The sequence below is a fragment of the Xanthomonas sp. LF06-19 genome (genome assembly GCF_034105425.1).
Taxonomy (GTDB): Bacteria; Pseudomonadota; Gammaproteobacteria; order Xanthomonadales; family Xanthomonadaceae; genus Xanthomonas_A; species Xanthomonas_A sontii.
In genome coordinates this window covers 102667-120712 of sequence record NZ_JAXGGH010000007.1, presented here as the reverse complement: position 1 = coordinate 120712, position 18046 = coordinate 102667, and the positions used below count along the sequence as shown (strand labels likewise).

Here is an 18046-nt window from a genome sequence, read left to right as displayed (position 1 = left end):
GGGCCGCGTGCTGCCCTGTCGGCATCGTGCCGGCGCTCTGCCGCGGCTCGCCGTCGCCCATCCCGGATCTTTCTTGAACGCCACTGCCCCTGTTTCTCCCGACGACCTGCCCCTGGCCGAGCGCCTGCGCATCGCCCTGGACCTGCTCGAGACCATCGCCGCCGACCGGCGCGTGCTCGATACCCTGCCGGAAGCCGAGCGGGTGCGTCTGCTGCAGGTGGTCGCCCAGGTCTTCAATCCCGAGCCCAAGGCGCGGCGCAAGCTGCTCAAGGAACAGGCGCGCGAGCGCCACCAGGAGAAGGTGCGCAAGGCCGAGGAGCTGCTGGCGCAGACCGGCATCCGCGCGCTGCGGCGCAAACCGGTATTCAGTACGCCCAACTATTTCCCGCCGCACACCCCGGAAGCGCTGACCCATGCGCAGGCCGTGGCCGAGGCGCCGGCGGTGCATTCGCCCGAGTTGCGCCACTGCTACGTGTGCAAGCAGAAGTACACCGAGCTGCATCACTTCTACGACCAGATGTGCCCGCCCTGCGCCGAGCTGAACTACTTCAAGCGCACCGAGACCGCGGACCTGCGCGGGCGCGTGGCGCTGCTCACCGGCGGCCGGGTCAAGATCGGCTACCAGGCCGGGCTCAAGCTGCTGCGTGCGGGTGCGGAGCTGATCGTGACCACGCGCTTCCCGCGCGACTCGGCAGCGCGCTACGCGGAAGAGCCGGATTTCGCCGAGTGGGGCCACCGCCTGCAGGTGTACGGGCTGGACCTGCGCCACACGCCCAGCGTCGAGGCGTTCTGCAGCGAGCTGCTGGCGACTCGCAGCCGCCTGGATTTCATCGTCAACAACGCCTGTCAGACCGTGCGCCGGCCGCCGCAGTTCTACGCGCACATGCTGGCCGGCGAGACCGCCGCGCTGCACGACCTGCCCGAGCACGTGCGCCGGCTGGTGGGCCAATACGAAGGCCTGCGCGGTCCCGATCTGCTGCCGGCTGGGGGCAACACGCAGATGGCCGGGGCGGGCCAGGGGCGCAGCGGTGCCGACGGCCTGCTGCGCGCCGCCGAACTGTCGCAGGTGCCGCTGCTGGCCGACGACCTGCTCGCCCAGCAGCACCTGTTCCCGGAGGGGCGCCTGGACCAGGACCTGCAGCAGGTCGACCTGCGCGGGCGCAACTCCTGGCGCCTGCTGCTGGACGAAGTGTCCTCGGTGGAACTGCTGGAGACGCAACTGGTCAACGCGGTCGCGCCGTTCGTCCTCAACGCGCGGCTCAAGCCGCTGATGCTGCGCACGCCCGAGCGCGACAAGCACATCGTCAACGTGTCGGCGATGGAGGGGCAGTTCTACCGCAACTTCAAGACCACCCGGCATCCGCACACCAACATGGCCAAGGCCGCGTTGAACATGATGACCCGCACCTCGGCGGCCGACTACCAGAACGACGGCATCCACATGAACAGCGTGGACACCGGCTGGGTCACCGACGAGGATCCGGCCGAGATCGCCGCGCGCAAGGTGGAGGAAGAGCGCTTCCATCCGCCGCTGGACATCGTCGACGGCGCCGCGCGCATCGTCGATCCGATCATCCACGGCTTCAACACCGGCGAGCACGTGTGGGGCCAGTTCCTCAAGGACTACGCGCCGACGGATTGGTGAGGCGACGCGCCGCCGCGATCGCGACGGTGCGCGACGTGCGTCCGCGCCTGCGCGCCGTCTAGCCGAGCGTGCGGTCCACGGCCGTCGCGGCAGCGTTCTCGGCGTCCTTCTCGCGGCCCCAGAACTCGACCATGATGGTCATCATGGTCCACACGATCAGCGTCGGCTGCACCTTGTCCGGCAGCAGGGCCTGGCCCTTGAGCATCACGTCGATCACCTTCGGTAGCGCCAGCACCATCAGCAGAGTGTAGATCGCGTACGCCACCCGGTGCCGGCTGCTGGAAATGAACAGGATCGAGATGACCAGGCTGGCGAGGACGCCCAGGACCACACCGAACTGCCAGGCGTTGAGGCGCTCGGTGCCGGTGAGCACCAGGCCCAGGACGGCACCGAAGAACATGTTCAGGCCGTTGAGATTGGCCTGGTACTCGTCCCTGGTCATGCGGCCGAGGCCGACCTTGCCGAACACGTTCCATCCCTTGCGCATGCTCGCTCCCCATCGCATTGCCGCATCCTGGCGTCGCCACGCCTTCCGCTGGCCGCACGCCTCCCCGCCTCCACTGTAGCGAAGATCGCGCGCGTTCGTCGCCTGCCCGTCGCGTGTCGCTGCGCCACGGCGCGGGAACCGCCTGCGCTAGCCCAGGATCTGTAACTCGCCGCGCGGGCCGGTCGGTGTCAGATACAGGTGGCCGAGGCTGATCGGCAGGCGGAAACGGCGCGGCCCGGCACTGCCCGGGTTGAGGTAGAGCACGCCGTCGCGGGTCTCCAGCAAGGGCTTGTGCGAGTGGCCGCTGATCACCACGTCCACGCCGTCGGCGACGTGATCCAGCGTCTTCAGGTCGTGGCGCACGTGCAGGCGCACGCCGTCGATGTCCAGGTCCAGGGTCTCGGGCAGCGCCTGTGCCCATGGCGCGGTGTCGATGTTGCCGCGGATCGCGTGTAGCGGTGCCAGTTCCCGCAGTGCGTCGATCACGTCCGGTTTGCCGATGTCGCCGGCATGCACGATCGCGGCGCAGCCGCGCAAGGCCGCCAGCGCCTCGGGGCGCAGCAGGCCATGGGTATCGGCGATCACGCCGAGATGTAGCGGTCGAACGGGACGCATCGGTGGCGCTTCCTGGTGCGTGACAGCGTGCAGGCTACCCGTTCGGACGTGGTGGCGTCGTTGCGACCTGCGCGTGCTGGCCTGTTTCGTGAGGCGATGGCGCCAGCGAGCCGAGAGCGGACGTAGAGATCGTATCGACATCGACATCGACATCGACGCTTGGTGCATCACCGGCGCGTATCGGGATGCACCCGATGTTGCATCAGCGGCAGTTCCGGCCTGGGCGTCGTACCGCTGTGCATTAACCCGTACGTAGCGACGTGCAGCGTCATGGCGGCATGCGTACGCGACGTGTTGTACCGTTGCCGCGCGCGCCGCCCGTGCCGTCGCACGACATCGCAAGGCGGTGCCGTTTCTTCTCCAGCAGACTCCGATCGATGACTTCTTCCGCTACGCCCCCCGCCGCCGAGGCCGCGCCGCACGGCGCCGCCGCCGTGTTCCGCGTGGTCACCGGCAACTTCCTCGAGATGTACGACTTCATGGTCTATGGCTTCTATGCCACGGCCATCGGCCATGCGTTCTTCCCGTCGCATAGCGCGTTCGCCTCGCTGATGCTGTCGCTGGCCACGTTCGGCGCCGGCTTTCTGATGCGGCCGATCGGCGCGCTGGTGCTCGGCGGTTACATCGACCGGCACGGGCGTCGCAAGGGCCTGATCCTGACCCTGGGGCTGATGTCGGCCGGCGTGCTGCTGATCGCCTTCGTCCCCGGCTACGGCACCATCGGCGTGCTGGCGCCGTTGCTGGTGCTGCTCGGCCGCCTGCTGCAGGGCTTCTCCGCCGGCGCCGAGCTGGGCGGCGTGTCGGTGTATCTGGCCGAGATCGCCACGCCGGGCCGGCGCGGCTTCTACGTGGCCTGGCAGTCGGCCAGCCAGCAGGTGGCGGTGGTGTTCGCCGCTGCGCTCGGCGTGGCCCTGCACGCGCTGCTCTCCGACAGCACGATGGACAGCTGGGGCTGGCGCGTGCCGTTCGCCATCGGCAGCCTGATCGTGCCGCTGATCTTCCTGATCCGCCGCTCGCTGCAGGAAACCCCGGAGTTCGCCGCGCGTCAGGCCCCGGACCTGGCCGGCATCGCCCGTTCGCTGCGCGCCAATGTCGGATTGATCCTGGCCGGCGTGGGCATGGTGATGATGACCACCGTGTCGTTCTACCTGATCACCGCCTACATGCCGACCTACGGCCGCGCCGAGCTGCACCTGAGCGAGCTCGACAGCCTGGTGGTGACCGGCTGCATCGGCCTGTCCAATTTCGTGTGGCTGCCGGTGATGGGCGCGCTGAGCGACCGCATCGGCCGCAAGCCGCTGCTGGTGTTCGCCAGCGTGGCCATGTTGCTGACGGTGTGGCCGGCGCTGCAGTGGCTGGTCGACGCGCCCTCGTTCGTGCGGTTGCTGCTGGTCGGCGAGTGGCTGTCGCTGCTGTACGGTGCCTACAACGGTGCGATGGTGGTGGCGCTGACCGAGGTGATGCCCGCCGAGGTGCGCACCACCGGCTTCTCGCTGGCCTACAGCCTGGCCACTGCGACGATGGGCGGCTTCACCCCGGCGGTGTCGACCTGGCTGATCCATACCACCCACAGCCGCGCTGCCCCGGCGCTGTGGCTGTCGCTGGCGGCGCTGATCGGCCTGGCCTGCACCTTGCTGCTGTTCCGCCGCCAGCGCGGCGCTGGCACGTTCCACGCCGCCTGAGTGCCGCATTGCCTGGACGCGGGGCAGGGCGGCGGCAGTCCGCCCCGCCCTGCGCAACCCGCGCCGGCCTAGGCCAGGTCCAGCGCGGCGGTGAGGTCGCCCGGCACCACGCCGCTGGCAGCGTGCATCGCACGTTCGCGCTCGACCAGGCCCGGCAACGGCTCCAGGCCGAAGCGGCGGGTGATGAAGCGCAGGATCGAGCCGGTGTCGTAGACGCTGTGGTCGACGTGGCCGCGCTTGGCGTGCGGCGACACCACCAGCGCCGGGATGCGCGAGCCCGGGCCCCAGCGGTCGGCCTTGGGCGGGGCCACGTGATCCCACCAGCCGCCGTTCTCGTCGAAGGTGATGAACACGACGGTCTTCTCCCACAGTGGGCTGTTGCGCAGCGCGTCCACCACCATCGCGATGTGGCGATCGCCGGCGGCCACGTCGGAGTAGCCGGCGTGCATGTTGAGGTTGCCCTGCGGCTTGTAGAACGTCACCGGCGGCAACGTGCCGGCCTGCACGTCGGCGAGGAAGCGGTTCTCCGGGGCGGTGTCGCCCAGGCCGCCGTCGCGCAGCCGGCGCGCCCGCGCCGGCGTGCCCGGGGCGAGGTTGGCGAAGTAGTTGAACGGCTGGTGGTGGATCTGGAAGTTGGGACTGCCCGGGAACTCGTTGGTGTCGCCGGTGTCGCCCTTGCCCTGCACCGCCAGCGCCCAGCCGCCGGCGTACCAGGCCCAGTCCACGCCCTTGGCGTCGAGCGCGTCGCCGATGTGGCGGTGGGTCTGCGGCGGCAGCGTGTTGGGGCTGTTGGGGTCGGCGTAGTCCGGGCGCGTCGGGTCCTGGCTGGTGCTGGGCTGGAACGGCGGGCTCAGGGTATTGATCGCCCAGAAATCCGGGGTCAGCGCGCCGTTGCGCACGAAGCGCGGCCGGCCGTTGAGCGCGGTACCCGGCGAATCGTCCTGCACCGCCAGGCGGATCTCGTCGGGCCGGTCGCTGGCCAGCACGCTGATCTGCGTCCGCCCCGGGCTGCTGTCGGCCTTGGGGTAGTACGGCGCCTGCGCGGCGATCAGGTACTGGTGGTTGAGGAACGAACCGCCGAACGCGCCCATGAAGAAGTTGTCGCACAGCGTGTAGTCGCGGGCCAGGCTCCACAGCCGCAGCGTGGCCGGCGCGTCGGCGTAGTGGCCCATCACCAGGCCGCCGGCGTCGCTCCACGCGGCGAAGCCGTCGTTGCGGCCGCCGTTGATCTGCATCTGATTCTCGTAGAAGCGATGCACCAGGTCGCGGGTCACGATGCCGTGCGGCAGCAGCTGGCCGTCCGGCGTGCGCAGCGCGAACGGCGCATTGGGCAGCGGCCCGATCGCGTCCTCGCCGATCTTGTAGCGGCGATGCGCCACCACCTGTTCGTCCGGCGCCAGTCCGCCCCAGATCGGCGGCAGGATGTCGAGCACGCTGCCGTCGCGGTCCATCTGCCGCGCCTGCGCCGGCGTCACCTTGGACAGCGGCTGCTGCAGCCCGGGGAACTCGGGGAACAGATTGTTGAAGCTGCGGTTCTCGGCGTAGATCACCACCACGTGCTCGATCTTCTGCCGCAGCTGCCGATCCAGTTCTGTCGCGGACAGCGCACGCGCTGGCGCGCGCTTGGGGCTCTCGGCGTGGGCTTCGGCGGGGCCGCCGAGCGCCAGGGCGCTGCCGGCCAGCGCCAGGCCGCCGAGCAGGCGCCGGCGTTGCGGGTTTTCGGGGGTGGTGTCGGTGTCGGTGTCGGCGGGCGGGGTGGACGCGGGATCCTGGGGCGGCTTCTTCACGGGGTCATCGGGCGAGGGAAAGGCACCCGCCAGTGTGGGCCGCGTGAATGACAAGTCAAAGCCAGCCGGTCCCAGCGCGGGACCGGCGTTCAGCGGCCGTATCGCAGGCCGCGCTCCCGTGACGCTGGATGACGCTGCGCCAGTCGGTGCCCGAGGCCGTCAGCGGCGCACCCGCGCGCGGCCGAATACCTCCTCGCACAGCACCACATAGTCGCCCGAGCCGTCGCGCGCGGCCGCGCCGCTGGCGATGGCGGTGCTCAGCGCCGCGCCGAGTCGCGCCTCGCCCAGGCGCACGGCCAGTTCCGTCAACTGGGCCTGGAACCGGTACTGCATGTCGGCGATCTGCTGGGCATCGTGTCCGAGCCAGGCATAGCCCTTGTCGTTGTACGCGGCGGCACAGTGCAAGGTCTCGGCCAGATCGCGTTGCAGGTCCTGCGGATCGGTGGGCATCGTCGCGTGCGGGGCGGGGTGGGAGCACGCACCGCAGATCAGGCGGCGGGCTTTCCGGCGCCCTCCGCGCCCTCGGCATCGCCCAGCGCATGTTGCACGTACAGGCGCTTGACCAGCACGTAGAGCACCACGGTGAGCGGCGCCGCCAGCACCACGCCCATAGGCCCGAACAGCACGCCGATACCGAACAGCGAGAACAGCAGCAGCGCTGGCGGCAGGTCCACCGCGCGCGCCTGGATCAGCGGCTGCAGCACGTGGCCTTCGAGTTGCTGCAGGACCACGAACAGCAGCAGCGCGCCCAGCGCCACCTGCGGGCTGACCGTGAAGCCCAGCAGGATCGCCGGGACCGCGGCCACGATCGGGCCGACGATCGGGATGAAGTCCAGCAGCGCGGTCAACAGGCCGATGCCCAGCGCCACCGGCACGCCCAGCAGCCACAGGCCGATGCCGGTCAGGGTGCCGATCACCGCCATCGCCAGCAACTGGCCGGTCAGCCACGCGCGCAGCGCCTGGCCGCTGGCGGTCAGCGCCTCGTCGGCGACGCCGCGACGGTCGCGCGGCAGCAGGTGCAGCAGGCCCTGGCGATACAGCCGCGGCTGCGCGGCCAGGTACAGCCCGCCGACCATCATCAGCACCGCGTCGGTGACGCCGCCGCCGGCCGACAGCACGATGGCGCCGGCATGCGTGGCCAGGGTCGAGGCGCCGTCGCGCAACTGGTCGGGGATGCGCTCGATCTGCGGCCCCAGCGGGCCGGACTGCAGCCAGGCATGGAACTTGTTCCAGGCTGCCGGCAAGGTGGCGCGGAAGGTGTCGATCTGCGCGGCGACCTCGGCGCCGAACAACAGCACGATCGCCGACAGCGCCAGCACCAGCACCAGGATCACCAGCGCCAGCGCCGCCCATTCCGGTAGCGGCAACCATTTGCGCAACAGCGTGGCCAGCCCGTGCAGCAGCACGCCCACCACCACCGCACCGAACACGATCAGCAGCAGCTCCGACAACTGCCAGGCCAGCAGCGCCAGCGCGCCCAGCGCCATGACGACCAGGACCCGCGCCGCGAAGGGACGCAGGGGCGAGGGGGAACTCGGGAGGGAGGCATTCATCGGTGGCGCGGATCCCGATCAGGACAATGAGCGCGGACAGTAGTGATAGCGCAGTGCAGGGCGAGCGAAGATCGTGTGCCGTCGGTCGGCGGCGCCAATCCATCGGTCGGCGTGCACGGGCGATGTCGGCGGGGCTGGTTCGACGCTGACCGGTCGGGCGTCCCGTGCTACCGGCCGGCCAGTCGACCGGCCGGAGCGGGCACTACTGCCCGGCGGGCGGCTGCCAGAGCTCCACTTTGTTGCCTTCCGGGTCGATGACCCAGGCGAAGGCGCCGTATTCGGATTCGTCGATGCGGTCCAGCACGTGGCAGCCTTCCTCGCGCAGCGCCGCGACCAGCGCGTGCAGATCGTGCACCCGGTAATTGATCATGAAGGGTGCCGTGCCGGGCGAGAAGTGCGGCTCCTGCGCCGCCGCGCCGATCGACCAGACGGTGGAGCCGGTGACCGGCGCGCCGCTGCCGTCGTTCCAGGCGAAGGCGGTGCCGCCCCAGGCCTGCACGTCGATGCCGAGATGCCGCTGGTACCAGGCCTGCAGCGCGGCCGGGTCCTGTGCCTTGAAGAAGATGCCGCCAATCCCGGTGACGCGCTTCATGGAGCCTCCGCTGGTCCGATGGTGGGCTGGGCGGGCAGGGGCTCGTAACCGTCGCCGCGGCCGCTCAGCCAGCGCAGTCTACGCTTGCCGGTCTCGCCCAGGTACGCCGCGGCGGCCAGCAGCAGCGGATGCCGCAGGTCCGCGTCGATCATCAAGCGCACGTGCCCGTCCACTTCGATGTTCAGGAAATGCGCATGATCCGCATCGTCGTCGTAGCTGCGCGCCAGCAACCGATCGCTGCCGTCGCTGAAGCGGTAGAGGGTGTAGGCATAGGAGTAACCGTACCCGTCGTCGGGCTCGCTGGCGTCCACGTGGTGGGTGATGTCGATGTGCATGCGGATATCGTGTGCCTGTCAGGCCGCCCTCAAGACCACGTGGCCTGTCCCTTCGCTGCCGTTCGCCCAGAGCGTGAAATCGGCGCCCGCCGGGAAGTGGGCAAGTGCGTCAGGCATCAGCAACTGTACCCCTGCGCGGAACGTAACCCCGGGCGCCGGGCTGCCGGTGAAGGTGAGGCGGGCCGACCACTGTTGCTGGTCGATGCAGAGAATGGCGCACCACTGGCCGGAGACGAGCGCAGTCGCCTTGCTTCCTGGTTGCGCAGGATGCAGCAGCAGATCGGCCAGGAAGTGATGCGGAAGGTCATGCATCAGGTCGATGTCCGGTCACGGCTTGCCCCAGCGCTCCTCGACATTGAACAGCACCTCGCAATCGCAGAAGCCTCCGTGCGCACCGAGCCAGGGGATGACCGACTCCGGAGCGACATCCTGGGACGCGAGGAACTGTGTGGTGAGCCGCAATGAATGATCGCAGCCATCGGCGAGTACGTCGTTCAAGTAATCGAACAAGGCCCAGAGCGTTTCCTTGGGAAGGGGAAGCGCGGTCTCTTCGGATGCGCGCTGCTCGGGCTGCATTGTCGTGCGGGGCGCGTTGCGACGTTGGGCTTCCGGATTCTCTGTCATTGTCGACTGTCACGGGGAGGACGCTGCGGCGAGGATTGCCATCAGTGTGAAAGCTGAGATTGAAGTACCGCGCCAATGAATCGCTAACCACCCTCAGACACATGATGAACGATGGAAGGATTGTCCTCGCAATTCCTCAAGACGGCATACTTGCCATCCGTCTTGCCAACTAGCGAAATCGGGAAGGACGTGTTTCCGCCATCGACGGAGATTCTGACCTCCATGTCCTGGTTCTCGAATGTCTTGAGCTCTTCGATCAACTGCGCGACCGATTTGCCTCTGGTTGTCCAATCTGGATTGATCATCTGCGAGTGTCAGGTATTGGAGCAGTAGGCACGGGCCGGACAAGCAGTCTGCTTCTCCATCATCTCAGCCGCATCGCAATGAGATCATGCACTGGGTCTGTTCTTTATCGCTAGCCGCTCGATCGCCTTGATGCCAAGACGCATCTTATCTCTCGCCGAGGTGTTTGCAGAATGGACGTGCATCCTGGGCGGGACGAAGGACCGAAGTGCCACTGCTTCCTCGATCCAGAGCACCACGTCGTAACCGGTTCCGCGTGCATCGTCGCCGAGATCATGGTCCAGGCTGAGTTCCTCTACCTTCCCGGTCTGGAGCAGTGCGATGACGTCATCCGGCCAATAGGCTCTTGTCCATCCTGCGGGTGTCTCGCGCTCATCGTCCAGAAATACACGCATGGCAATCGGCACCTGTCTTCGCGTCGGCGGGTCTGCCCATCGACCCATACGCGATGAACCTACTACAGTCCGAGCGTCGGCGCGATCTCGCAATGCCGCGAGAAAAGGGCGACGCGGCGCGCTGCATCAGCCGGCGAATCGCCATAAACTCAGCACATCCGTAGCAGCGTATGTCGGAACACAAGGCCTTCCGGCGGGTATTGGTGCCGGCGTACTGCATCGTGTGCCGTAGACGACGGCAGTTCGACACGCGATCGGATACATCACGCCTTCAGGATTGCAAGGGCGATGATGTGCCTGGCCTTCTCGTCACCAACCGCGCCTACTTCCGCTTCCTGCATGATGCCGCGACGCAAAAGGACGGCGAAGACGAGGGTGAGCTGAGAATACGGTAGTCGTATGTCTGAGCGATTTCGCGCTGCTTTTTTATCGCCTGTTTGACCAAGGGCCATAGAGCGCCCGGCGTGTCGATGCTCGCGGCACTGCGTTTGAACTCTTGGAGATAGGCTTGGAGTTCGCGTTGAAGCGCGGTGTCGAACAGTGCCCTGGCTGCCTTTTTCTCGGAAGCGCTCCAGGTCATGTCATGCATGGCGGCTTTCTCTTTCCGGGTGCCTGGCCTGTCATGGATCCTGCCAGAGCCGGGCTGGATGCGATAAGGGGTGGCTTGCGCTGGCGATCCGGTCGGGGTGCATCCGCCGATCGCCGGATGTGGCTTGCGCAATGCAGTTGGCACGATCAGAAGAGTTGCGTTGATTTCCAGGTAGAACACCCAGGATCGTCAGTCGCTCTGATTCCAGGCCTTGATGGCCAGGGTGACGCGCTGGCGAGTCTCGGCATCCACTTTGCGGCCGAGATACGGCGACCGGCTGCCCAGTACCCCTGGCGCGGTCCATTGCACCTGTTCGGCGAGCTGCACGATGACATCGCGCCCGAGCGCGTGGTACTGCGCCGCTTCTTCCTCGTTCAACGCCATGGTCCATGCGTAGCCGACCGGCCCATGGCTGCAGTTGACGTCGAGCAGGAGCGTGTCGTCATCGCGCAGGAGGAACCAGGCATGAGGCGCGTGATCCACTACCTGCATGACGTGCCCATCCGTTGCGCAAGGACGATACGTCGCGTCCCGTCGCTCCAAGCTACTCGCATGAGGTGACCGCTCCTGTCGATCAGGTCGACGGCTTGTTCTTGCTGTAGACGATCTTCTTGCTCCCTGCAGCGCAAGTGCCGATGACCTTCCGATCCTTGATGTCGGCGTTGTCGACGATCTCCAGCGTGTAGTCCTTGACGCCGTGGGCATCGAGTTTCGCGGTGAGCTCGGCCTTCAACTCCTCGCAGTATCTGCTGGCCGCGAAAGCGGACGAGGAGGCGAAGGCAAGCAGGAGAAATGCGATGGTCTGTTTCATGGTGGCACCGATAGTCGATGAGGGAGAAAGAGGTTGCGGAAAAAAAGTAAGGTGTGGCGGCTTTGGCATGGCGGTCGACCTGGTCGCTCTCGGGAGCAGTGCCGCCGCGCCGAGTGTAGCAAGCGCAAATTGCATCGACCGCTACCGCCACCGCACTCGGTCGGCGGCCGGTCGGGAGGAGCGGGACGCCGACGCCGCGGCCTGTTTCGGCGCACTCAGGGATCGACCCAAAGGCCTGCGTCGTACATCAACCGCATCGTGTAGTTGAGCTGGAGGGTCTGGTTTGGGCCGCAGGCGATCTGCGTGGTCTTGTCCGATGCTCCAGGTCAGGAGACGGAGATGGACGAAGCGGATCTGCGCGGGTCGAACAGGCTGTACCGGTAGCCGCCGTTGCTGAACTCGATCGATGCATTTCCGTTGGGAAACGTGTTGTAAGTGAAGAGACCCGTCGGCGGCTTCTGCTGTGCTGGGTACTGCAGCACCAGCTTGCCGCTCTCCGACGCCCGATACTGCAGGTAGCCCGAGGTCCGGTTGACCGCCTTCGACGAGCATAGCGAAAACTCTCGCTTGCGCGTCTGGCACGTCCACAGGCAAGCTCGTCCTCGCCGCAGAGCTGGCTGTGCTGGTATTCGCTCTCGGACTCCTGCAGTGTCGCTTGGCTGATGGATGGCACTGGCTCAGACGCTGGTGCTGCGAGCGGCAGGCTCGTCAAGGTCGCTGTCATGGCAATGCTTGCGATTGTCTTCTTCATGTTGTGCCAATCCCGTTGTGCCGGGTCATGTCAGAGGAGAGTCGGTGTGGACGAAACGGCGGCGTCGCCTGTTGCAGCATGGAGGTCTAATGCGGAGGCCGGGACCTTGCCAATAGCGTCCGAGCGCGCCTGCCCAGCTTGTCGCGATCTTTCAAGTAGATTGTAGGAGCATGGGTGACCGCAACGGTGGTCGCTGCCTGCAGTGGTGAAAGCTGGCTAAGCGGTTTGCCGAATTCCCGATTGGCAAAGCTGCTCAATCCATGATCTGTGCCGTTGTAGGAAAGACTGCAGTAGAGGCCGTAGATGTGCGACTCGTCGAAGTGCACCGGTAGCAGCATGCTCCAAAGCGCGTTGCGCACGTGCGACTGACCTTGCGCCAAATCCGTGTAGACGAGGGACGTCACCAGGCGAGCCGCATGCGGGGAGGGCGATCCCACATTCGCATCGATCAGCCTGCGAATCGCTTCGGGAGGAGTGGCGTCTTCTGGATTGGCGTGGGCGAGCAGATCGCGGATTCGGGCCAGATGTGGGCGGACAGCGAGCGCATCGTAAGCGACCAATGCGACAAGCGTTGCCAGGAGGAGCAGCGCCGTTCCTTTTTCAACGAATCTGATGATCTTGACCATGAGCGTCAGCCAACCTTCGGGCGACATTGGCAGGTGTAGTCGCGTGCTGCACGCGACTACAGCAGCCGGCGTTGATCGGCCGCGCGCCGAAACACCCAGCCGACGAGCAAGCCGAGGCCTGTGGAGGCGAGCAGTTGCAGCCATTCCAGAGCGACAAACATGGCTGGTTCGTCCGTCGTGTATTGTGGCAATAGCGCCACGAGAACATTCGCGAAGGCGGCGTAGATGACCAGGATGAGGCAGGCGTGCGCGAGGCGGTGTTGCGCCACACGCAACACGAGGTGTGCGAAGAGTGCGGCGCAGAGCAGGAAAGAGAGAAGGGTCCAGGCATTCACCAAGCCGCCTATCTCGAATAAGCCGCTGAAAAAGCGAACGCCGCACCGGAGAACAAACGCAGGGCGGCATAGGCAAAGATCGATTTCCAGTGCATGGCCGGCTGTAAGGGGCACGCGATCAACGGGCGAGAAGTGCGTCGCGTGCTGGAAGGGTGGGGACACTCCGTATCGAGCAAACGACGCGCTGCGCCGGTCCGATGCCGGCTGTGCGCTGACGCGCCGTGCCGCCTGACATTGCCAGCGCCATCAACGCAGGATGCCCTCGGCGACCTTGCGCCCGCCCTCATAGGCGATGAACGACCTGTCTTTTTCCAAAACGTGGAACTGCTCGATGCAGCTCAGAGACACCGCAGCGGTCTCGCCGGGTTCGATCTTCTCCTGCGCTTTGGAAATGCGCACTGCACACATGACGTCCTTACTCTCACCGGAGAATCGCACCTGTGGGCGGTAGTTGTCGTAAATCGCGTTGTCACGCCCCACCTTTCCCTGGCGCGTCAGCAAGGTGAGGGAGATCGGCAGAGCGGCATCGGCGGGGTAGGTCAGTACCGCATCTTGGGGATTGCCCGCCGTGGCAGAAAAACAGAAGACCAGCAGTGTGAGTGCGAGAAGCGTACAACGACGGAGCGATTTCATCGGGCGGTCTGCCTTCTTGGGTGGGAAATCGTGCCTGAGCCGTGAACCAAGCCGGCTCGGGCTGGTCGTGCCTGCATCGAGGCTCATGCAGGTGGCCCCAGCATCAGGGTGTACGCGCGAATGCTAGCCGACCTGATCTGATCCTTGGTCATCGATTTGTTGCCGCGCACCGCCTCGGCAGGCACGAGCATGACCGTCGTCCGCCCATCGCGGGTGTTCCAGCCAAAAGCCACGACTTCCTTGTCGGCGAGGAACGACTGATCCCCGTCTTCGATATCCGAACACAGGATGCTGCCGTTCGGCTCGGTGTTGCTCGATGCGGTGACATGCACCAGTCCGATCGCGCTATCGACGAGCACCTGATCCCTGTGACCAGCCGAATTGACCCTCCCTTCCACAACCGAAGCGGTGTGCCCGAGAGACACGAGATGACCGGCGACGATCGACGCCAGGTGCTTTTTGCGATCGAGTTTGCTCTTGCCTGCAATCATGGGATGTCCTGTCGATCAGCAAGGATGCATGGATGGAACCGGACTAAGAGTCACTAACAAAACCTATTTGAACACAGATTCGCAGGTGGCAAAATTCGCGGCATGGCCCGTCGCAAAGAGATCCCCGCCGCGCTGCGGAAGCGCATCTAACCGCTGATCCCATCAGTAAAGCCTTCGCCCAAAGGAGGGCGGCCTCGCGTCAGAGATCAGCAGGCCCTCAACGGCATCGTCTATGTCCTGCGTACCGGCATTCCATGGGAAGAACTTCCCCTGGATTTGGGCTACGGCAGCGGCATGACCTGTTGGCGCAGGTTACGCGACTGGCAGGCCGCCGGCGTCCGGCATCGCCTGCATCAGGTCCTGCTGTCCGAGTTGCGGCGAGCCGACAAGCTGGACCTGAGCCGAGTCAGCCTGGACGCGGCCAGTGTGGCCTCCCCACGGGGGGAGCGTACACCGGGCCGAACCCGACCGATCGCGGCAAACTCGGCACCAAGCGGCATCTGATCGTCGACCGCAATGGCGTTCACTTGGCGGTCTGTGTGACCGGAGCCAACCGGCACGACGCGGTGGTCTTCGAGGACTGGTCGATGCCCTGCCAACGATCGCCGGCAAGCCAGGGCGCCCGCGACGTTGGTCATGCAAGCTGCACGCCGATTCTGCTTGAATGAACTGTTAGGTGCCAGCCTATTTTTTGACGGTTGGCACCATGAGTAAAAGTATGCAAAGCGCAAGAGTGAACGCAATGGTCGCAAAAGTACGCGAGCCAAATGGAACTGGTCCCCCGAGTGCGAGATAGACGATATAGGCAACAACGCAAGTCACAGACGCTAGGGCCGCCCAATGCGAAACACCCCAGTACCTGTTGCATTTACTGCAACGATGCTCGAAGGCGGGTCCGGATAGGAGCTTCTTGACCAGGCTGACTCCCTTCTTTTTGCAGTGTGGGCACTTGAGTGTTCGGAATTCCATTTTTTACACCTACCATCTGAGTTAAGCCGCGCCGCAAAGCCGCGTCGGCTTGGATGAACTTTTTTCCCAAAACCGTTCAGGACTGGATGCCTACATGTCTATATTTTGGAAATTCATGAGGCTGCGAATTCGCCTGGAAAAATCAATGATTTGATGTTTCGAGAAGTGTGTGTAGGTGGGTAACGATGCTTCGGGCACGTTCATTACCAGAGCGCTGCCACATGAGACTAAGTAGCGTAGTTCGTCTTCAGTGAGCGAGATGGAAATTGAACGAATAGCGTTTAGGTCGGGCATTGATCATCACATTTTTGAGGAAACGCTGTTTGGGCCTTGGCGCCTGAGTTAATTCGCGCCGAAGGCGTCGGCTTGAATGATTGGTTAGGTTGCGCCCGCGGCAAGATCGTACGGAAATGTCTTTCTGGTGACCACTTTCATGCCGCTGATACTCTCGATCTGCCGGCTGCCCTGGGATCGCCACACAGTGCGCGCGCCAGTCCATTGATGCATTACTTCCGATGAATCCCATACTAGTGACTCCAAAAGGCTCTCGTAGGCCACTATCCATTCCTCCTCTAGATCCCAAAATTCTTTGTAGTAGGCGGCGAAGTGGATGAGATGGCCGTAGTAACTATGTCCGCGATGGTTTGGTAACAACGAGAACATGGGCCTGACTAGCAAAGATCCTGTATCGCCAAGACCTTCAAGCACCCTTCTGTTATGGGCCTCGACGTCAGTCTCCGAGCGGAAGCAGTGGATGTAGCCGTTCACAATGCTGGACATTGGGGGTGCAACCTTACGCCTAAGTTAAGACGCACCGCGGAGCGGGGTCGGCTTGAATGAATAGTTAGACGGTCGTGCCAGGAGGTGGTGAGCAAGAAGCGTGCTCCCCAGCACTTGCGCCAATAGCCGAGCATGCCACAAATAGCGGTATTGGGGCTCGCCCGAGATGCTGGCCGCTGGATGTGACCGAAACCATAGGCAATGAGCGCAGCAGAGCAACGAAGCTGGATGACCAAGTAGCGGGCGATCCAATGGCGGTAGACGTGAGGATTGCGAACCGAGGCCGACCGCTGAAGCGCTATCGCTGTCACCGATGGCGTAAGTCGCGCCGCACGCACAACACTACCGCCTAACACCTGAGTTGGCGGCTTCGTGAAGCGGCGCCGGCTTGAATAAATTTTTAGGCCCCGTAACAACGCAAAACAATACGCCACAAACGAGACCGATAAAGCCGCCAGCTGCGAAATTGGCAAGATAGGGCTGTGAGCCAACGCCTAGAAGCATGAGACTGCCCGGCAGCGAAAATGTTCCGGCTATGAAAGCACCAGCGCATACACTGAGCCAGCTCAAATAGCCAGCGCACCGAAGCCACGTGACGTAGGGTAAGCCGAGAGCGGCCATCGCTCCATATGCGATGGGTAGACCGAAAGAAAAATAGATTACAACGGCAATGGGCCAATCCTTGAGCCCTGGCAGCCCTTCCCGCACTAGAGCGGACGCCAGCGAGTACAGCAAGAATGCCACTGGTGCCCCGAGAGGAGCGATAAGTGCACCGAACAGGATCGATCTTTTGGTCTGCAGTGAGTTCATGCCAACGGCCTAACACTGGAAATAAGCCGCGTGCCGTAGGCACGTCGGCTTAATTGACTGGTTAGGCCGGGATGGCCCAACGAAGATGGCGCGCCGAACTAATACGTCGACGACCGTGTTGTCTGGTGCTGCGTCCGATACAGGGCCTGCCACGTTGACCATTCGATGAGGTGACACAGCCAAGTGTCAGCCGGCGATGTGGTGGATGCAAACGCGGCTCCAACACCAAGCCAATGCCAGCCGCCTAACGCTTGAATTAAGCCGCCCGCCGCTGGCGTAGCCAGTGGACGGTCGGCTTGGATGAATTGTTAGGGCGCGGCCACGCCACCACCTATCTGAGTTGAACTGTTCGGGAATGAGGTCATCGCCTCCTGGGTCTGAGTAGCCACGCTCAGCGAGTTCTTTGTACCACTCGGACGGTAGCGAAGACGGAAGGTCCTTGCCGCACCAAGGGCAAAACCGCAGGACGGTCGACGTGTAGCCATCGTATGAAACCGGGGGGACGTCGGAACCTGGATCCATTGCTCTTCATCCATTGCCCTTCGGATCAGACTATCCCTAGAGAAATAGGATCAGAAGCCGGGGTTGGGGCCGAATTTGACATTCTGGCACGCGAGCGATGGGAAGCCGATATAGAATTCTTCGCTGGTTTCACCTAACGACTTGCACATCGGCATGGATGAATCGGTCTTCTTGCTTGTGATCGTTAGTTTCCATGCTGCGTGGGCACCAGCACTTGCCAGCGTGTAGCTGCTGACGATGCCGCATAGCACGGACGGGGGCGATACTGCAATCCAAGTGTTGTCAGCGGTCTTACGAAACTTGACCTCCTGGCCGTCTGATGAGACGCCAAGTACACATTGCTCTGGGCCGCCACCAAGCACCTTGCGCTGGAGCTCGTCTCCCTTGACCAAATTGATCCTCGCGAGCCGGCAACCGAACTCGTCGTCCTCGCGTGTGCCATCGCAGAGCCCGATGATCTGCGACACCGAATTGGTGTCTTCCTTTAGCACTGAAAAGCGTATTGGCCTTGCGGCGGGCGGCCCTGCATATGCCATTCCCACAGTGAGGAACGCCGTCAACAGCATAATCGCGGTGAGCTTCATCGTGGCCCGTCTTCCCTGGAGCTTAAGCCGAGTTGCGAAGCAACTTCGGCTTGACTGAGTTGTTAGGCAGTAAGTGGCCCCAAAGGTTGGATTGTGCAACCCTGCTCCCCAGCACTGCCGCCTGGAC

Annotated in this window: 21 protein-coding genes and 1 pseudogene; 3 read left to right on the top strand and 19 right to left on the bottom strand. The window is 64.4% G+C overall.

Translation table 11 applies throughout. The annotated features are described in order from the left end of the window. Positions 1–73 precede the first annotated feature (73 nt). The gene (locus SLW55_RS14750; protein WP_320745349.1) at positions 74–1645 is read left to right on the top strand and encodes an SDR family oxidoreductase; all 1572 of its coding nucleotides are present in this window, start codon (positions 74–76) and stop codon (positions 1643–1645) included. Between the two features lie 58 nt (positions 1646–1703). On the opposite strand, the gene SLW55_RS14745 is transcribed toward SLW55_RS14750, so the two are convergent. Continuing rightward, the gene (locus tag SLW55_RS14745) at positions 1704–2132 is read right to left on the bottom strand and encodes a hypothetical protein (RefSeq protein ID WP_152181846.1); all 429 of its coding nucleotides are present in this window, start codon (positions 2130–2132) and stop codon (positions 1704–1706) included. A gap of 147 nt (positions 2133–2279) precedes the next feature. Further along, a complete protein-coding gene (locus SLW55_RS14740; RefSeq protein WP_320745348.1) occupies positions 2280–2747 on the bottom strand; it encodes a metallophosphoesterase family protein in 468 nt (155 codons plus the stop codon). 377 nt (positions 2748–3124) lie between these two features. Between SLW55_RS14740 and SLW55_RS14735 the strand changes: the two genes are divergently transcribed. Continuing rightward, positions 3125–4429 (top strand): MFS transporter, encoded by a 1305-nt coding sequence (locus SLW55_RS14735; protein WP_320745347.1) that lies wholly within the window; start codon positions 3125–3127, stop codon positions 4427–4429. Positions 4430–4497: 68 nt separating this feature from the next. Here SLW55_RS14735 and acpA read toward each other — a convergent pair whose 3' ends face one another. From acpA to SLW55_RS14660, 15 genes are all read right to left on the bottom strand, one after another. Next, positions 4498–6216 carry an acid phosphatase gene (gene acpA / locus SLW55_RS14730; protein ID WP_320745346.1) on the bottom strand — a complete coding sequence of 573 codons (1719 nt, stop codon included), beginning with the start codon at positions 6214–6216 and terminating at the stop codon, positions 4498–4500. Between the two features lie 159 nt (positions 6217–6375). Beyond that, positions 6376–6666: a hypothetical protein gene (locus SLW55_RS14725; protein WP_320745345.1), complete on the bottom strand. Its 291-nt coding sequence runs from the start codon at positions 6664–6666 to the stop codon at positions 6376–6378. A gap of 38 nt (positions 6667–6704) precedes the next feature. Beyond that, positions 6705–7703 carry an AI-2E family transporter gene (locus tag SLW55_RS14720; protein WP_043095472.1) on the bottom strand — a complete coding sequence of 333 codons (999 nt, stop codon included), beginning with the start codon at positions 7701–7703 and terminating at the stop codon, positions 6705–6707. A 268-nt stretch (positions 7704–7971) separates the two neighbouring features. Beyond that, positions 7972–8361 (bottom strand): VOC family protein, encoded by a 390-nt coding sequence (locus tag SLW55_RS14715; protein WP_017907682.1) that lies wholly within the window; start codon positions 8359–8361, stop codon positions 7972–7974. Further along, positions 8358–8696 carry a hypothetical protein gene (locus tag SLW55_RS14710; RefSeq protein WP_267100116.1) on the bottom strand — a complete coding sequence of 113 codons (339 nt, stop codon included), beginning with the start codon at positions 8694–8696 and terminating at the stop codon, positions 8358–8360. The genes SLW55_RS14715 and SLW55_RS14710 overlap by 4 nt, the downstream gene beginning before the upstream one ends. Before the next feature lie 18 nt (positions 8697–8714). Then, the gene (locus SLW55_RS14705; protein ID WP_152240409.1) at positions 8715–9008 is read right to left on the bottom strand and encodes a hypothetical protein; all 294 of its coding nucleotides are present in this window, start codon (positions 9006–9008) and stop codon (positions 8715–8717) included. Between the two features lie 15 nt (positions 9009–9023). After that, positions 9024–9320, bottom strand: a complete 297-nt coding sequence (locus tag SLW55_RS14700) for a DUF2695 domain-containing protein (protein WP_267100117.1) — start codon at positions 9318–9320, stop codon at positions 9024–9026. Between the two features lie 389 nt (positions 9321–9709). Next, positions 9710–10018, bottom strand: coding sequence for a cyclic-phosphate processing receiver domain-containing protein (locus SLW55_RS14695; RefSeq protein ID WP_152237925.1), 309 nt, complete (start codon positions 10016–10018; stop codon positions 9710–9712). 322 nt (positions 10019–10340) lie between these two features. After that, on the bottom strand, positions 10341–10787 hold the full coding sequence (locus SLW55_RS14690) for a hypothetical protein (RefSeq protein WP_152237924.1): 447 nt from the start codon (positions 10785–10787) through the stop codon (positions 10341–10343). Between the two features lie 9 nt (positions 10788–10796). Further along, positions 10797–11099, bottom strand: a complete 303-nt coding sequence (locus tag SLW55_RS14685; RefSeq protein WP_295928866.1) for a hypothetical protein — start codon at positions 11097–11099, stop codon at positions 10797–10799. A gap of 82 nt (positions 11100–11181) precedes the next feature. Next, a complete protein-coding gene (locus SLW55_RS14680; RefSeq protein ID WP_017911432.1) occupies positions 11182–11418 on the bottom strand; it encodes a DUF1161 domain-containing protein in 237 nt (78 codons plus the stop codon). A gap of 837 nt (positions 11419–12255) precedes the next feature. Continuing rightward, positions 12256–12795 carry a hypothetical protein gene (locus tag SLW55_RS14675; RefSeq protein WP_320745344.1) on the bottom strand — a complete coding sequence of 180 codons (540 nt, stop codon included), beginning with the start codon at positions 12793–12795 and terminating at the stop codon, positions 12256–12258. A 56-nt stretch (positions 12796–12851) separates the two neighbouring features. Next, entirely contained in the window at positions 12852–13130 is a 279-nt protein-coding gene (locus SLW55_RS14670; RefSeq protein WP_320745343.1) for a hypothetical protein, read from the bottom strand. A gap of 246 nt (positions 13131–13376) precedes the next feature. Then, a complete protein-coding gene (locus SLW55_RS14665; RefSeq protein ID WP_320745342.1) occupies positions 13377–13850 on the bottom strand; it encodes a hypothetical protein in 474 nt (157 codons plus the stop codon). Further along, positions 13847–14254, bottom strand: coding sequence for a hypothetical protein (locus SLW55_RS14660; RefSeq protein WP_267086914.1), 408 nt, complete (start codon positions 14252–14254; stop codon positions 13847–13849). The genes SLW55_RS14665 and SLW55_RS14660 overlap by 4 nt, the downstream gene beginning before the upstream one ends. 153 nt (positions 14255–14407) lie before the next feature. Here SLW55_RS14660 and SLW55_RS14655 point away from each other — a divergent pair. Next, a pseudogene (locus tag SLW55_RS14655) lies at positions 14408–14915 on the top strand (IS5 family transposase); the annotation flags it as partial. Between the two features lie 686 nt (positions 14916–15601). Here SLW55_RS14655 and SLW55_RS14650 read toward each other — a convergent pair. Next, the gene (locus SLW55_RS14650) at positions 15602–16003 is read right to left on the bottom strand and encodes a hypothetical protein (protein WP_152237715.1); all 402 of its coding nucleotides are present in this window, start codon (positions 16001–16003) and stop codon (positions 15602–15604) included. Positions 16004–17385: 1382 nt separating this feature from the next. Continuing rightward, positions 17386–17919: a hypothetical protein gene (locus SLW55_RS14645; protein WP_193312699.1), complete on the bottom strand. Its 534-nt coding sequence runs from the start codon at positions 17917–17919 to the stop codon at positions 17386–17388. Positions 17920–18046: the final 127 nt, after the last annotated feature.

Excerpts from the sequence above, each read along its gene's own strand:
- SLW55_RS14745 (WP_152181846.1), bottom strand. The coding sequence starts at position 2,132 with ATGCGCAAGGGATGGAACGTGTTCGGCAAGGTCGGCCTCGGCCGCATG.
- SLW55_RS14740 (WP_320745348.1), bottom strand. The coding sequence starts at position 2,747 with ATGCGTCCCGTTCGACCGCTACATCTCGGCGTGATCGCCGATACCCAT.
- SLW55_RS14735 (WP_320745347.1), top strand. The coding sequence starts at position 3,125 with ATGACTTCTTCCGCTACGCCCCCCGCCGCCGAGGCCGCGCCGCACGGC.
- SLW55_RS14725 (WP_320745345.1), bottom strand. The coding sequence starts at position 6,666 with ATGCCCACCGATCCGCAGGACCTGCAACGCGATCTGGCCGAGACCTTG.
- SLW55_RS14720 (WP_043095472.1), bottom strand. The coding sequence starts at position 7,703 with ATGGCGCTGGGCGCGCTGGCGCTGCTGGCCTGGCAGTTGTCGGAGCTG.
- SLW55_RS14715 (WP_017907682.1), bottom strand. The coding sequence starts at position 8,361 with ATGAAGCGCGTCACCGGGATTGGCGGCATCTTCTTCAAGGCACAGGAC.
- SLW55_RS14710 (WP_267100116.1), bottom strand. The coding sequence starts at position 8,696 with ATGCACATCGACATCACCCACCACGTGGACGCCAGCGAGCCCGACGAC.
- SLW55_RS14705 (WP_152240409.1), bottom strand. The coding sequence starts at position 9,008 with ATGCATGACCTTCCGCATCACTTCCTGGCCGATCTGCTGCTGCATCCT.
- SLW55_RS14700 (WP_267100117.1), bottom strand. The coding sequence starts at position 9,320 with ATGACAGAGAATCCGGAAGCCCAACGTCGCAACGCGCCCCGCACGACA.
- SLW55_RS14695 (WP_152237925.1), bottom strand. The coding sequence starts at position 10,018 with ATGCGTGTATTTCTGGACGATGAGCGCGAGACACCCGCAGGATGGACA.
- SLW55_RS14685 (WP_295928866.1), bottom strand. The coding sequence starts at position 11,099 with ATGCAGGTAGTGGATCACGCGCCTCATGCCTGGTTCCTCCTGCGCGAT.
- SLW55_RS14680 (WP_017911432.1), bottom strand. The coding sequence starts at position 11,418 with ATGAAACAGACCATCGCATTTCTCCTGCTTGCCTTCGCCTCCTCGTCC.
- SLW55_RS14675 (WP_320745344.1), bottom strand. The coding sequence starts at position 12,795 with ATGGTCAAGATCATCAGATTCGTTGAAAAAGGAACGGCGCTGCTCCTC.
- SLW55_RS14665 (WP_320745342.1), bottom strand. The coding sequence starts at position 13,850 with ATGAGCCTCGATGCAGGCACGACCAGCCCGAGCCGGCTTGGTTCACGG.
- SLW55_RS14660 (WP_267086914.1), bottom strand. The coding sequence starts at position 14,254 with ATGATTGCAGGCAAGAGCAAACTCGATCGCAAAAAGCACCTGGCGTCG.
- SLW55_RS14650 (WP_152237715.1), bottom strand. The coding sequence starts at position 16,003 with ATGTCCAGCATTGTGAACGGCTACATCCACTGCTTCCGCTCGGAGACT.
- SLW55_RS14645 (WP_193312699.1), bottom strand. The coding sequence starts at position 17,919 with ATGAAGCTCACCGCGATTATGCTGTTGACGGCGTTCCTCACTGTGGGA.